Source organism: Chitinophaga niastensis (genome assembly GCF_003014755.1).
GTDB lineage: Bacteria > Bacteroidota > Bacteroidia > Chitinophagales > Chitinophagaceae > Chitinophaga > Chitinophaga niastensis.
On sequence record NZ_PYAW01000004.1, the window covers coordinates 220,268 to 235,452 of the forward strand.

The following is a 15,185-nucleotide window of genomic DNA, read 5'->3' on the forward strand; positions in this document are numbered from 1 at the left end:
ATGTATCCGTTACTGTTAGATTCATTATTGTTAGGTGTACAGCATTCCTTTGAGCCGGATCATATGGCAGCGGTATCTGTACTGGCTTCGGAGAAAAACAGGAATAAAACCGGCATCGGAAAACTGCTTTGGCGTTCCTCTCAGTGGGCTTTGGGTCATTCTGTTACATTGGTGCTGTTCAGCGCATTTGCTTTGCTGCTGAAATCTGCCATCCCATTTAATATGTCTGCCTGGGCAGAAATAGCAGTGGGCCCTATCATGGTATGGCTGGGTGTTTCGGCCATCCGTCGTAATCATCAGCTGAAGCAGCTGATGGCCGAACATAAAAAATTTGAAGCGCATGAGCATCTTACCAATGCATTACATATTCACGGAAAACAAGGAGAAGAAATAGCCATGAATCCACTCAGCCGCTCTTTTTGGGTAGGTATGCTGCATGGTCTGGCAGGTACTGGCGGCGCCTGTGCCATTGCACTCACCATGGCTGCAAAAGATACCATGACAGCTGTATGGATTATTGTATTACAAAGTGCAGGTATCATCTTCGCTATGACTACCTATAGTTGTGTGCTGGCGTTTTCTGTATCCCGCTTCATAGAGCGCAACCAGGTAGCGTTTAAAGTGATCAACGCCGTAGTGGGATTGTTTTCTATTGGGATCGGGTTGTTATGGATATATAATGCAGCGCAGGATTTGTTTTTTGATAAATGAAAATAACAATACAAACTTATGATTGTTCCTTTATTTGTTGATTCCTTCTTACTCGGTATCCAGCACTCTTTTGAGCCGGATCACGTAGCAGCCGTATCTGTACTGGCTACGGAAGACAATAAAAAACACCGGTTGCGGAAACTGATGTGGCGCTCTTCCCAATGGGCTTTGGGACATTCATTAACGCTGGTGCTGTTCGGCATATTCATACTTATTCTTAAATCTGCTATGTCGGCACATATTGCCGGCTATGTAGAATTTCTGATAGGGCCAATCATGATCTGGTTGGGCGTAACAGCCATTATGCGCAATTTCCCCAAAAAAGCTATTGCAACACATCCGCATCCACATACGCATATGCCGGAAGGCAACATGCTTAGTCGCTCTTTCTGGATCGGTATGATCCACGGCCTGGCAGGTACTGGCGGCGCTTGTACGCTGGCCTTTACTTTAGCTGCCAGTGATGCTTACACCGCCGTGGGTATCCTCGTGCTGCAAAGTGTGGGCATCATTATAGCAATGACTGGCTACAGCTGCCTCTTCGCATTATCTGTAACCCGGTTTTCCGGCAAATGGAAGCCTTCCGTAAAAGGCATTAATTACGCGGTAGGGGCGTTTTCCATTGTGATCGGTGTATACTGTTTATATGAATCTTTTAAGGAACTTTTCTGATGAAACCATATTACCCTTTTACAGCTATATGTGCGCAGGACACCTTTAAACTGGCGCTCTTGCTGGCTACCATCGATCCTACGTTAGGTGGGGTGTTGGTAATGGGAGATAAAGGCTCCGGCAAAACCACCACCGTGCGGGCACTGGCTAACCTGTTACATAACAGCGTACAGCCGTTCCCGTTTGTCAACCTGCCGGTAGGCGCTACGGAAGACCGTGTGCTGGGCAGTGTAGACCTCGAAGTACTCATTAATGAAAAAAGACAGGAAGTCCGCAAGGGCTTACTGGCTACCGCGCATCAGGGTGTGCTGTATATTGATGAAGTGAACCTGCTGAATGATTACATCATGGATGTATTATTGGATGCTGCCGCCAGCGGAGGCTACTACCTGGAAAGGGAAGGCCTTTCTGCGTGGCAGGATAGCCGCTTTATTCTCATAGGCACCATGAACCCGGAAGAAGGCGCCCTGCGCCCGCAACTGCTGGATCGTTTTGGTTTATGCGTTACCGTTAGTACACCAGTTGAACAATCAATACGTGCTAATATCATCCGGCGGCGGCTGGCCTTTGATACCGACCCGCAGCAGTTTGTACATGCCTATGCAGAAACGGAACGGGAGATGAACCGCATGGTAAACCTCGCCCGTACACTGTTACAACAGGTAGCTATTGCAGATGATATCTACAGCATGGTAGCTGACCTCTGCCTGCAACACCATGCAGAAGGGATGCGTGCGGATATCCTCATTGTAAAGGCTGCCCGTGCATACGCTGCCTTTCAAAATCGTTTGTCCGTTACCGTGAATGATATACATCACGTATCACCACTGGTACTGGCACACCGTACAAAGAAAAAAAGTCAGCCTGATCAGCAGCAAAGACAAAGAGAAAGTGCTCCTTCACCGGATCGGGGGGAATATCACACGGAAACCCGCAGCCGGATATAAACCCTTCCCCCTTGCAGGAATACCTGTTTCAGGCAAGCGCTGTAACAGCGCAGATGCCCCTGAAAGCGGGGCAAAAGGCTGCGCGTAAGGGAATGGCAGCCAGGTTGCCTGAAGCGGCTAAAATGATCACTTCCGGTGCAGGCGGACATACACTTACCCGTAACCTGGTGGCTACGGTAAAACATTACCTGGTGCATAACACCTTTGAACTGAAGTATACCAGCACACAGCATCGCAGTCAATTGCGCCTGTTATTGATTGTTGATACCAGCGCCTCTATGGCAGCAGACCAACAGATCAGTCTTGTTAAAGGCCTTATTGCTGATATGATGCAACGATACCAACACCGGCAGCCACAGATAAGCGTGATCGCATTATCGCATGGCCGCGCCGATATCATTGTTCCACCAACCAATGATGCCGCATTAGTGACGGATATACTGGCACAGTTATATACCGGTGGTAAAACCAATCTGACAGCGGGTTTTGAGCAGGTGCTACAAACCATAGACAGGCAACAGGGGTTGCACGATCATCAGCTGTATTTGTTTACCGACGGCAGGATCAACGCCGGCAACACACCGCAACCGTTTGAAGAAGCCATTACTTTTTTTCATACACATTTAAAACAGCTGGCAAAACAAACCAGTATCATCAATACAGAAACAGGATATCCTCGTTTAGGCATGGCCGTTACATTGGCCGAAAGATTAGGCTGTCATGTATTTGAACCGGAATATTAAAAAATCAGCATCATGAAAATATATACTAAAAAAGGGGACAAGGGTACCACTGCTTTGTTTGGTGGTTCACGCGTATTCAAAGATGATACCCGCGTAAATTGTTACGGCACCCTGGATGAAGTAAATTCTACCATCGGATTGCTGCGCTCAAAGCTGGGGAACGAACATCCCTGGCAGCTTAACCTGCATCGTATTCAGAAAGATATGATGGATATGATGTCGCACCTGGCACGTCCTTCCGACTGCAAAAAAGAAAACCCCAATCCCAAACCGGTAGATGGTGCTACCTTCTGCGAGGAATGGATTGATGAGCTGGAAGCAGCCATCACCAGCGCATCCGACTATTTCCTGCTACCCGGTGGAAATGAAATTTCCTCACTCTGCCATGTAGTCCGTACCCAAATGCGCCGCGGAGAAAGATTGCTGGTAACCTTAATGAAAGAAGATACGATCGAAGATTACATACCTGCTTACATCAACCGGTTATCGGACCTTTTCTTTATCCTGGCCCGTGCAGAAATGGATAAAGCAGGTGTGGCAGAAGAAAAATGGCAATTGTTTCTCTACAAAAGAAAAAAAACAGCTACGCCAAACGAATAAAAAATTCATCTCTACACTAATAACTAATTAAAATAATTCAATGAAAAAGGTACCTGTAACTATTATCACCGGCTTCCTGGGTTCCGGTAAAACAACCCTGATCAGCCACCTGCTGCGCAATAATCAAGGCCGCCGTTTGGCCGTGATTGTAAACGAATTTGGCGCCATGGGCATCGACGGTGACCTTATCCGCACCTGTTGCGAAAATGAAGAAGATATTGTAGAGCTCAACAACGGCTGTCTGTGCTGCACGGTGCAGGAAGAGTTTCTGCCCACTATGCTGCAACTGATGGACCGTAAGGAAAACATTGATCACATCATCATTGAAACTTCCGGTCTTGCTTTACCTAAACCGCTGCTGCATGCTTTCAACTGGCCTGATCTGAAACCACAAATCACAGTAGATGCAGTGATCACTGTAGTAGATGCCGTAGGACAAGCTACCGGTGAAATCTGTAACCGCGAGCTGGTACAGGCGCAACGGGAAGCAGATGATAGCCTGGATCATGAAACACCTATCGAAGAATTATTCGAAGATCAGCTCTCCTGCGCCGACCTGGTAGTGATGACCAAAGCCGATCTGATCAATGCAGAAGAATTTGAACAGGTGAAAAATATCATCAGCAAGGAATTACGTGCAGGCGTTAAGGTTATTGCAGCCACTAAAGGCGCTATTGACCCGGGCGTGTTGCTGGGCATCGGTGCTGCAGCAGAAAATGATGTAGATAACCGCCATTCCCACCATGAGGAAGATCATGCCAGTGGCCAGGATCATCACCATCATGATGAAGATATCCAATCATTTATAGTGGATATAACGGTACCGCATACACCGGAATCACTGGTGAAAAAGTGCACAGCGTTAGTATCTGCCCATGAGATCTATCGCATCAAAGGATTTATTGATGTTCCTGGCAAACCTATGCGCATGGTATTCCAGGGCGTTTCACACCGCTTTGATCACTACTTCGACCGTGCCTGGAGAACCAACGAAACCAGAAAAACATCGCTGGTAGTTATTGGCCACGAACTGGATGAAGCGGCAATTGCAGCGGCATTAAACGCGTAAAGGAAGGCCTTAGGCCTTTGTCTTTCTCATGATTAGACTGATTAAGATGATTTTTCTGATTTTATTTTCTTTTTAAAAATATCCAAATCAGATCTCAGCAGGATTAATGAAATGAGATTTGAATCATTATAAGTAAAAAATAAAATCAGAAAAATCATCTTAATCAGTCTAATCATGAGAAAGACAAAGGCCGAAGGCCTTCCCCTCCGCACTTTTATTTTACTTTAGCACCTCCTCCCATGCACCTGATCGCAACCATCCCCGGCGGCTGGAACCCTAACAACGAAGGCGTTTTTATGGTAGAACAGCAACCCGGCGATATCATATTTCTGTCTTCCGCAGACACCGAAATTCATGCATTGAATGCAGCGTTTCATACGCTGCAACAAAAGAACGCGGACATTCCCTCGCTTCGCATGGCTAACCTGGTATTTCTGAAGCAGGAATTATCTATCGATCATTATGTGGAAAATGTGATCAGGCATGCAAAGCTGGTAGTATGCCGTTTGCTGGGTGGTAAAGGCTACTATGCATATCTTGTGGAAACCCTGCGCCATTACTGCGATCAGTGGAACATTCCCGTATTGTTTTTACCTGGCTACGATGCCCCGGATCTGGAGCTGATGCAATCTTCTTCTGTAGATATAACGGTAACGGATATAGTATGGAAATATTTTTCTGCCGGCGGACCGCAAAACCTGCAGAGCTGCCTCCAATACCTATGGCATCACTTTTTACATCGCCCGGAAACATACGCCCCTCCGTCTTTTTTACCGGAACTGTTCATTGCGTTGCCAGGTCATGAAATGATGAACAGGGCCGCTTTTGCAGCGATTGCTGATGTTACGTTGCCATTAGTACCATTGATTGTCTACAAAACACATTATATCGCCGGCAATACAGCGCCGGTGCAGGTGCTGTGCCAGGAGCTGAAGGAACGCGGGTTACAGCCTATGCCGGTATATGTATCCAATTTGCGGGATACAGCTATGCTGGAAGAAGTATACCGGTTTATTACGGCAGATGAAACGGTATCACCTGCGGTAATCCTCAATACAACCAGCTTCTCCACCAAATCATTAAGTGATGATGAGGCGGAAGATCAGTTCATATTTACACGTTTAGGCGTTCCAGTTATACAGGCTATTTTTGCCTCCTGTACCCTCGAACAGTGGCAGGACGGCCTATTCGGATTACCACCTACTGATGTGGCCATCAATATTGCCTTGCCGGAAATGGATGGACGTATCATCGGCACCGCAGTTTCTTTTAAGGCCGATGATGGCCGTGATCCGCTGACAGATTCCAATATAGTAGCTTATAGGGCCTATGAGCCTGGTTGCAGCAGGGTAGTGGAGATGGCAGCAAACTGGATAAAGTTGCAGCAAACAGAAAATGCGGCAAAAAAAATTGCGCTGATCATGCCTAACTATCCTAACAAAGATAGCCGGTTGGCCAATGGAGTAGGGTTGGACACACCTGCCAGCATAACCGCTATTCTGGCGGCACTGCGGGGGCAGGCGTATCTAACTGGTACGTATATACCGGAAAATAGCGCAGCATTGATGGAGATGCTTACGCACTATATTACCAATGATACTAGTACTTTTTTTAATCGCCCTTACCAGGTATTCCTGGAAGAAGAAATTTTTATGCAGTGGTATGAAGGCATATCCGCTGAACTCAAAAACCGGGTAGAATCCCAGTGGGGGCAGCCCGCAGACGCTTCCTGTTACCAGGACGGACGTTTTGTATTACCGGGTTGTATGCTGGGAAACATCTTCGTAAGTATACAGCCTGCAAGAGGGTACAACAGTGACCCTAAAAGTATTTACCACAGCCCGGACCTGCCGCCAACTTTCGACTACCTCGCTTTCTATTGCTGGCTGCATCACGCTTTTAAAGCAGATGCAGTGGTACATACCGGCAAACATGGCAACCTGGAATGGTTACCTGGAAAAAGTGTAGCACTGAATCCGGACACTTGTTTCCCTGCTGCTTTGTTTCCGTCGTTGCCACATTTTTATCCGTTCATCATCAACGATCCCGGCGAGGGCACACAGGCCAAACGCCGTAATCATGCGGTGATCATTGATCACCTGGTACCACCCATGGCCAGGGCAGAAAGCTTTGGTGCATTAGCTAAGCTGGAACAACTGGTGGACGAATATTACGAGGCGGCGAGCCTGGATGTACGCCGTGCTACGCTGATACGCACCAGCATCCGTGAACTGGTGAAACAGGAGCATCTGCTCACCGATCTGCAAACGGATGGTAAAGATATTGATGAGCTGTTACTTAAACTGGACGCCTACCTCTGTGAACTAAAAGAATCCCAGATCCGCGACGGGCTCCATATTTTCGGACAGGTACCTGCCGGTGAACAGCTGTGTAGCTTACTGGTGGCTTTGCACCGCCTGCCAGGATATGGCGTACCAGGCATCACCCAGGCCATCGCAACAGATCTGCAATTCTCTTTTGATCCCATTAATTGCGAGTATGCTTCAACGTTAGACCGGGAGATAAATAATACTTTTTGCCGGACGATTGGGGATGGGGTAGAAGCCATGGAAGTCATGGCGATGGCTTATGTACAGCAAATTGTAGCAGGAATATTTCCGGCAGCCGGACCCGCCACCACCTATGTATTACAGCGCCTGCAACAGGATACCTTACCCCGCGTGGCGGCTACCACAGATGAAATCATCAACCTGCTAAAGGGTCTGTCCGGTCGTTATGTGCCATCCGGTGCTTCGGGGGCGCCCACCCGTGGCCGTGTAACCATTCTGCCTACCGGTCGCAATTTTTATTCTGTGGATGTACGCAGTATTCCCACTGAAACTGCCTGGCGCCTGGGACAAAAAAGTGCGCAGCTGCTGATAGACCGCTACCTGCAGGAACACGGGGAGTATCCAAAACGTATAGGCTTGTCCGTATGGGGCACTGCAACCATGCGTACCGGTGGTGATGACCTGGCGCAAGCCTTTGCCCTTATGGGTGTACGACCGGTATGGCAAAGTGTTGGCAGACGTGTAACAGACTTTGAGGTGATCTCTCTCATTGAACTGAGACGGCCTCGCATAGATGTTACCTTGCGCATCTCCGGCTTCTTCCGCGATGCTTTTCCGGATATGATCTCTCTCTTCAACGCCGTGGTAGCACGTTTAACGCAGTTAGAAGAATCTCCGGAAGATAACCCTATCCGTGCGCAGTACCTGCAGGAAAAAAATGACTGGGAGCAAAAAGGATTAGCACCTGAAAAAGCAGCCGAGTGGGCTTCTTACCGTGTATTCGGTTCCAAGCCAGGTGCATACGGGGCCGGCTTACAGGCACTCATCGATGAAAAAAACTGGACCACCCGTGAGGATCTTGCCCTTGTATATATGAACTGGAGCGCCTATGCTTATAATGGCCGCCAACAGGGTGTTTCGGCTTATGAGCCTTTTAAGCAGCGACTATCCAACATCCAGGTGGTCATGCATAACCAGGATAACCGGGAACACGATATCCTCGACTCTGACGACTACTACCAGTTTCATGGTGGTATGGCCAATGCTATTGAACAGGTTACCGGCACGCAGCCAGCCATGTATTTCGGCGACCATTCCCGCCCCGAAAATCCACGCGTAAAAACACTGAAAGAAGAATTACTCAAAGTATACCGCTCCCGCGTTATCAATGAAAAGTGGATGAGCGGCATGCGCCGTCATGGCTATAAAGGCGCCTTTGAAATGGCCGCCACTATGGACTATCTCTTTGCCTACAGTGCCACCACCGTCCTGGTAGATGATTTTATGTATGAAGGCATTACGCAGGCCTATTTATTTGATGATAATAACCGCGAGTTCCTGCAACAAACCAACCCCCATGCCTTACAGGATATGACCGCACGTATGCTGGAAGCCATGCAGCGCGGGCTATGGCAGCAACCGGCGGAAGAAACCAAAGAGCGGTTAACAGGCATGTTTTTACAGCAGGAATAATAATATAACACCCATCAGGGTAATCCTTTAAATCTGTTAAATCCTGGTTCAGACAACCTTCGCTCATCAGGATAATCATATTAATCATAATAATCACTGGTAAAAAAATTTGTTTACATATATTAAAATCACTATATTGTAGTACCTCTCTTTGCCAACAAGAGGCCAATAAACCTGGATATTTTTAATAAAACCTAAACCTAAACACAACCGTGAATCTGCTACTATTAAGTTTGCTTGCCGCCGTAGGAGTATGGCTGCTAATCTTCCTGTACAGAAGTAATAACCGCAAAAGATCAGAATTGCTCCTCCCTGTCAGACCCGCCAGTATTGTTAAAATCCATAGCTACAAATCCTTTGGTATTATTGCTACCGTAAGGTTCCAGTATGACTTAACACCGCAAATCGGAGATCGTTTGCACGAGGACGGGAATATCTATAAAATCACCGGTGTGGTATTTTCTGATTCAAAGCAGGAGCAGCCAAAAGAAACCTGGGACTGCAGGCTGGTTAAAATTTAAAGGTATGGAATACCTCAAAGTATCCTGGTTACATGAATTTGATGATGAACCAGCGATACTGTATAGTGAAATTGATGCGCAACGCTTCGAAAACCGGAAGATCGAAATTTATCCTGATGGTAGCTTTGGGATCGCAAATAGTAATTTTCATTTTGGCGGTACAGCCCTTTCAGATACAGTAATGCCAAACATAGAAGAGATAAGTGAAGATAAACTGTTCATCCCGGAGATGATTTCCCGCGAAGAATTTGAATTAATGTGGAACCGCTACTATTATTTTCTCTCCTGATCTACTGGCCCGCCATTTGCACAAGATCTGAAAAGGATTTTATGAACGCATTTATGATAAAAACACCGGGAGGTCGCTTTTATGTATGGCCTTATTCAACCGAACGCTTCATGGTAGACGTAAACGGAGAGGAGGTCATGATGGAAAAAGACGAAGACGGCCACGTACGCGCACCAGGAGCAACCGGCACCGGACACCGCTTAAACATGCGATTGCTTACCAGTATTGCCGACCAGATTGAGGCGCAAACAGCGTAAAAAGTCTACAACCTGTGGTTATTTGTGGGTCTCAAAAGCAGACAGGTACTTATCTATATACGCTTCTTTCGTTTTCGTTTTATACTGCATCACATAGCGGGGATGCTCCAGCGGAATCACTTCTTTGAAAAATTGCTCTTTTTCATTTAATGCCTGCAGAAAGGCGGCATTTTTGCCGGTACCCATACAGTAACAAACATCACGGCTGATATTCCATGTCAGCTGTTCACGTAAACTACTTACAATAAAATCATAAGCCGCTTTTGTCAAAGGGGCACTATCATAATAATTGTAATTCACTTCTTTATCACCCGGCTTTAGCGTTGTGAAACCAAGTGGGCAAACAGCACTGATATAAAATTGCTGATAGAATTTTTTCACACCACCATAAGCATCAATCACATCATATACAAAAACAGAAGAGGGTTCATGTGTTTTGAGCCCCTGTATCTCTATGCCACATTTCTCCGACATACGTTTAGTATCCGTGAAAGGCACGCCGGTAGCGCCTGAGCCAAGACGACCAGGATTGATGCCCATGATCAGCTGCCTTGGCTTTTTATCATCATAAAACTTTTTATAGAATTGGGTCATGATGTCCATGATGCCCGGCCCTTCTTTAAAAGGGTTCATGACACGTATACCTGTGGGCAGCTTGCCCGGAAAATGCAGGTGGCTGTTGAATGATATAATCTGATCCGCTATAGTCATCCTGCAATTTAATACAAACAGTGCTAAACCAGTTGTCTGTGTGCGGTGATCTTCTCCACGATATCTTCTTCGCGATAAGGCTTCATAATATAATCATTAAGGCCGGAACGGAGGTACAGGGCTATGTCATCTTCCAATATATTGCCGGTGATCGCAATAATTGTGATGGACGCCTTCTTTTTGTCGGGGAGTGCACGGATGATGCTGGTTAACACCATGCCGTCCATGCCGGGTAAATCAATGTCAGTCAGCAGGAAATCGAAAGATTCGCGTTCATACACTTCCAGCGCTTCTTCAGCGGAAGAAACAATGAGATAGGAAGCCTCCATTCTGTCCAGCATAAGGGCCAGTAATTTCTGATTGAGGATGCTGTCTTCCACTACTAATAATCTTATGCCTGCGGTTACGGAAGCGGCTGTAGGAGTATTACTCACGGGTACAATGATTTTTTTGGTGGCAGGTGATGGACTCATCAGCTGGTACCTGATTTCAAAATAAAAGGTAGTGCCTTTGCCAGGAAGACTCTCCACATGTATCTTGCCATTATGAAGATCGATGATCTTTTTGGAGATATGTAAACCTAATCCGCTGCCCTTCTGATAGTTATGATCTCCCTGGGAAAAAGGATCAAAAATCAAAGGTAGTTCTTTAGGGGAAATGCCAACACCAGTATCTTTTATATTTACCTGCAGCAGATTATTATCACGCATATGGGCGGTTACTGTAATGCTTCCTTTTTCAGTAAACTTAATAGCATTGGCCACCAGGTTGATCAGCACCTGTTTGAGCCGGAAGGCATCGCCAATAACAAGTAAGGTACTGGGGAAATAAATATTGGTGATCAACTGCAAAGATTTCATCTCTGCCTGTACCTGCAACGTATTGCTTACTTCTTCAATAGCAGTACGGGGCGCAAATTTTTCCTGCTTCAATACAGGCTCCACAGATTCCATACGGGTGTAGTCCAGCACATTGTTAACCACCTGTAATAACATCTCGGCAGAATTACGTATAGCCGATACCGTTTCAGCTGATTTTTCTTTTTCGAGCATGGCGGCATAGCCGAGTAACGACTGCACCGGTGTACGGATTTCATGGCTCATCGTAGCCACAAAATCACTCTTTTGCCTGGCGAATTTTTCGGCCTGTTGTTTGGCCCGCAACAAGGCCAGGTCATAGCGGTAAAGCCGTATAATGCCATAAATAATTATACCCGCTAAAAGCAGCAGCAATGGGATCTCCCAGTAACTATGCTCATCTATCCGGTAAAGAGAATGATCAATATCCTGGCTTAGTTGAGAACGTTTCTTATCCGATTCCTCTACTATATCCTGCTTCAGTGTGGCCAGGAGATTGAGCAGCCCGCTAAACAGGCGCTCATTGGCCATTACCAGGGCATACTCTTTTTTGTTGAGGTTATTATGACTATTGGTGGCGTCTTTGATAAACTGGTTATAAGCGTCCTGGATACGCCGCAACTGCGCATTGTTAAATGCTTTGCCGGAATTGTTATTGTCCGCACCATATTTTACAATCTTTACCTGCTGACTGGTTTGCACGCCGGACTTGTTGCTGATGGCGTCTTTTAATCGCCCAAACAACTTTTTCTTATGGCCGGTAGTGTTAGCGATTACAATAGTATCCACCTGCTGATGTTGCAGCCCAGGCATATTACTCAACTGTTGCAAGGGGAGTGGGGAAGCAGTAGTATCCCATACCTGCGACAATTGCAGTAAGGAATCCACAAATAACCGGGTTTGTAAAAAGACCTGCGCCTTATGTTCTTTGTCGGCCAGCAGCCCGTTTATTTGCTGTTGTTTTTCCCGGGATGCTATAGCTGTATCCAGGTGTGCTGCAATGCTTTTCAACTGCTGCACATAACTATTCAGGTAGTCATGGTCGTAGGTAAGCGTGTAGAAGCGGAAGTTATTATCTGCTGCATATAACAGCTGTACTGCCTGATCAATATGACCGGCATCGGTTTTAGTAGCTACCAGGTGTTTTACCCCTATGCTTAATTGATCTGCTGCACGTTTTCTCAGAAAAATAATCATGAAAAATGTCATGAGTATGATGACCATTGTAGTGAGCACAGCATAGCGTACAAAGGTTGTTCTTTCTTGGGTTCTATACATCGTTACACAAAATTGGATGTTGGCAGCTGCGGCTTATACCGCGTTGGCGGCGGTGAAAATAAGTGATTTTGTCTTTTGTAACTAATGGATAATCAATGTCAAAAGGAACTATAGGTATATGTTTTGGAATAAGTCATATATACATAACAGTTAAAAATGCATTATCTTTTTTTTAAATTTTTAACGATTAAAAAAGCGAATTAAAAGTTTTTCGTAACGTTGTACACATAACATCTTCCTTGATGCACTATTTGAAAAACTACCTGCTTTCGTTGTTCCTGCTGTTTATATTTCTTCCATCTGCCAAAAGCCAGTCGGCATACCTGGATCCTTCCTATAATTTTCTGACAAGTACCAGTTTTATCCAGGATAAGAACTTTTATTTTTTTACCCTGTTGGAAAAGATGCCTGCCGTAAACCGGTTGTTAGCAAAAGATGCTAATATGCAACGGCTGTTTAAAACATACCGGCAGCGTATAGCCCATCCCGTTACCAACGGAGACGTCAGCACACGCACATCTCCATTTTTATTTTCTGAAGAGATGATAAACCAGGTGGGTAATGACCTGCCACGTATGCTGCTACGCTACCCGCAGCAGATGGATGAGTTGGTAAAGACAATGCGCAGCAGTGGCCTGTTTCAGCTATATATCGGTACAAAAGACGAAGTATTGCTTTCACGTGCCTGGGAAGATGCCGCCAATGGGGTGAACTACATCATCAACGCTTATACAACCAACAAAGGGCTACGTTACCCAACAATAGATTCTGCTGCTTATTATGTGAAATCACCCGCCTACCAGGCAGCAGTAGGGCAACTTCTGAAAACACTGAGCGGAAAAGATAACAATACCAGTTTGTTCTTCCAGCCGTCGCTGGACCTGGCAATGGGACTGCTGCTGATAAATAAACGTGATGAGGCGGGCCGTTATGAGCCCTTGTCGGATACTAACCGTGAGGCCTATACGTACCTGAAAACAATCGACTGGGACAGATACACCTATACCACCATGCTCATTTTAGGTGCCAGTCCTGGTGGCAAAGAAACGATCAGCGAAGCAGGGAAGAACCGTTGCCACCTGGGGGCAGAAATGTTCCGCAAAGGAATGGCGCCCTGTATCATCGTTTCTGGTGGACATGTACGCCCGGTGGGCACACCTTACTCAGAGGCCATAGAAATGAAGAAGTACCTGGTAAATGAACTGAAAATACCGGCAGTGGCTGTAATGGTGGATCCTTACGCCCGGCATACCACCACTAACATACGTAACGCTGTACGTATGGCCTATCGCAATGGCATCCCTGTCAAAAGACGCATGATGTGTGTATCGGATGCCATGCACCTAAACTACGTTACCAGCCGCATGTTTGAACTGCGCTGTTTAAAGGAGTTGGGTTATGTGCCTGCGGCAGATATAAAACAGGCAGACCTCTACTTTATCACCTTCACACCGGACATCCGCTCCCTGCAGGCAGACGCCCGTGATCCGCTGGATCCGTGATCATACAATATTATCATCTCTTATTCGTCTTTATAATAAATACAATCAAAATTCTATGTCAGATTTATCTATCCAACCGCTATATACCATTCTTGGCGCAGGTGGTATTATTGCTAATGAATTGGCGCAGCAGCTTGTTAATAACAATAAACGGGTTCGCCTCGTTAGCCGCTCTCCTAAATCATTTGCAGGTATCACAGACCTGGTGCCGGCAGATATTACCGACTATGAACAAACAAAAAAGGCAGTCAGCGGCAGCGCTATTGTTTTCCTGACAGCCGGATTGCAATACAATAAAAAATTATGGGCAGTGGCATGGCCTAAGATCATGACTAATGTGATCAATGCCTGCAAGGAAGCCGGGGCTAAGCTCATCTTCTTCGATAACGTATATTCCTACGGGTTAGTAAAAGGTCCGATGAAAGAAGATACCCCTTATCATCCTTCCAGCAAAAAAGGAGAGATCCGTGCGGCTATTGCCACACAGCTGATGAATGAAGTGAAAGCCGGTAAGATCACCGCTACTATTGCCCGTGCAGCAGACTTCTACGGCCCCGGCGCCGATAAAACAGGGTTTCTCAATTTACTGATCATCGATAAATTTAAAAAGAACAGCACTGCCATGTGGCTCGGTAAAGATAATGTAACCCATAGTTACACTTTCACACCCGATGCCGGTAAAGGCCTGTACCTGCTGTCACAGGATGATACTTCCTGGAACCAGATCTGGCATCTGCCTACCTGCAATCCTGCCCCGGATGGTAAAGGTTATGTCAACATGATTGCAGCGCAAATGGGTACTAAGCCTAAATACGCGAAGCTGGGTGCTTTTATGATAACACTCGCCGGTCTTTTCGATAGCACTACTAAAGAAATGAAGGAAATGCTGTACCAGAGCAATTATCCGTATATCCTCGACTCTTCAAAATTTGAAAAACATTTTAATGTAAAGCCCACACCTTACGAAGAAGGTATCCGCTTAACCCTGGCAAAACAGTAGTCTACTTATTTAGTAGGAAAATAAATTTGGTAGTTAATTTTTCTG

General features: G+C 46.1%; 14 protein-coding genes. 12 read left to right on the forward strand and 2 right to left on the reverse strand.

Features of this window, described 5'->3' with window-relative positions; all coding sequences use genetic code 11:
* The 10 genes from CLV51_RS19805 (at nucleotide 1) to CLV51_RS19850 (ending at nucleotide 9,792) form a co-directional block, all read left to right on the forward strand.
* Nucleotides 1–711 carry a hypothetical protein gene (locus tag CLV51_RS19805; protein ID WP_106529816.1) on the forward strand — a complete coding sequence of 237 codons (711 nt, stop codon included), beginning with the start codon at nucleotides 1–3 and terminating at the stop codon, nucleotides 709–711.
* An 18-nt stretch (nucleotides 712–729) separates the two neighbouring features.
* Entirely contained in the window at nucleotides 730–1,383 is a 654-nt protein-coding gene (locus CLV51_RS19810) for a hypothetical protein (RefSeq protein WP_106529817.1), read from the forward strand.
* Nucleotides 1,383–2,330, forward strand: a complete 948-nt coding sequence (locus CLV51_RS19815) for a magnesium chelatase ATPase subunit I (protein WP_106529818.1) — start codon at nucleotides 1,383–1,385, stop codon at nucleotides 2,328–2,330. The genes CLV51_RS19810 and CLV51_RS19815 overlap by 1 nt, the downstream gene beginning before the upstream one ends.
* Nucleotides 2,331–2,341: 11 nt before the next feature.
* Nucleotides 2,342–3,073: a vWA domain-containing protein gene (locus tag CLV51_RS19820; protein ID WP_106529819.1), complete on the forward strand. Its 732-nt coding sequence runs from the start codon at nucleotides 2,342–2,344 to the stop codon at nucleotides 3,071–3,073.
* Nucleotides 3,074–3,085: 12 nt separating this feature from the next.
* Nucleotides 3,086–3,673 (forward strand): cob(I)yrinic acid a,c-diamide adenosyltransferase, encoded by a 588-nt coding sequence (locus CLV51_RS19825; RefSeq protein ID WP_106529820.1) that lies wholly within the window; start codon nucleotides 3,086–3,088, stop codon nucleotides 3,671–3,673.
* Nucleotides 3,674–3,713: 40 nt separating this feature from the next.
* On the forward strand, nucleotides 3,714–4,742 hold the full coding sequence (gene cobW, locus CLV51_RS19830) for a cobalamin biosynthesis protein CobW (protein WP_106529821.1): 1,029 nt from the start codon (nucleotides 3,714–3,716) through the stop codon (nucleotides 4,740–4,742).
* 239 nt (nucleotides 4,743–4,981) lie between these two features.
* A complete protein-coding gene (gene cobN / locus CLV51_RS19835) occupies nucleotides 4,982–8,725 on the forward strand; it encodes a cobaltochelatase subunit CobN (RefSeq protein WP_106529822.1) in 3,744 nt (1,247 codons plus the stop codon).
* A 212-nt stretch (nucleotides 8,726–8,937) separates the two neighbouring features.
* Nucleotides 8,938–9,246 (forward strand): hypothetical protein, encoded by a 309-nt coding sequence (locus CLV51_RS19840; protein WP_146151327.1) that lies wholly within the window; start codon nucleotides 8,938–8,940, stop codon nucleotides 9,244–9,246.
* A 4-nt stretch (nucleotides 9,247–9,250) separates the two neighbouring features.
* Nucleotides 9,251–9,535: a DUF6881 domain-containing protein gene (locus tag CLV51_RS19845; RefSeq protein ID WP_106529824.1), complete on the forward strand. Its 285-nt coding sequence runs from the start codon at nucleotides 9,251–9,253 to the stop codon at nucleotides 9,533–9,535.
* Nucleotides 9,536–9,576: 41 nt separating this feature from the next.
* On the forward strand, nucleotides 9,577–9,792 hold the full coding sequence (locus tag CLV51_RS19850) for a hypothetical protein (protein ID WP_106529825.1): 216 nt from the start codon (nucleotides 9,577–9,579) through the stop codon (nucleotides 9,790–9,792).
* Nucleotides 9,793–9,810: 18 nt separating this feature from the next.
* Here the strand turns inward: CLV51_RS19850 and CLV51_RS19855 are convergent, their stop codons facing one another.
* Complete coding sequence (locus CLV51_RS19855; protein ID WP_106529826.1) at nucleotides 9,811–10,503, reverse strand: uracil-DNA glycosylase family protein; 693 nt, start codon at nucleotides 10,501–10,503, stop codon at nucleotides 9,811–9,813.
* A 23-nt stretch (nucleotides 10,504–10,526) separates the two neighbouring features.
* A complete protein-coding gene (locus CLV51_RS19860; protein WP_106529827.1) occupies nucleotides 10,527–12,638 on the reverse strand; it encodes an ATP-binding protein in 2,112 nt (703 codons plus the stop codon).
* 242 nt (nucleotides 12,639–12,880) lie between these two features.
* Between CLV51_RS19860 and CLV51_RS19865 the strand changes: the two genes are divergently transcribed.
* Both CLV51_RS19865 and CLV51_RS19870 read left to right on the forward strand, forming a co-directional pair.
* Complete coding sequence (locus tag CLV51_RS19865; protein ID WP_106529828.1) at nucleotides 12,881–14,140, forward strand: YdcF family protein; 1,260 nt, start codon at nucleotides 12,881–12,883, stop codon at nucleotides 14,138–14,140.
* Between the two features lie 55 nt (nucleotides 14,141–14,195).
* On the forward strand, nucleotides 14,196–15,140 hold the full coding sequence (locus CLV51_RS19870; RefSeq protein ID WP_106529829.1) for an NAD-dependent epimerase/dehydratase family protein: 945 nt from the start codon (nucleotides 14,196–14,198) through the stop codon (nucleotides 15,138–15,140).
* The last annotated feature ends 45 nt before the right edge of the window (nucleotides 15,141–15,185 follow it).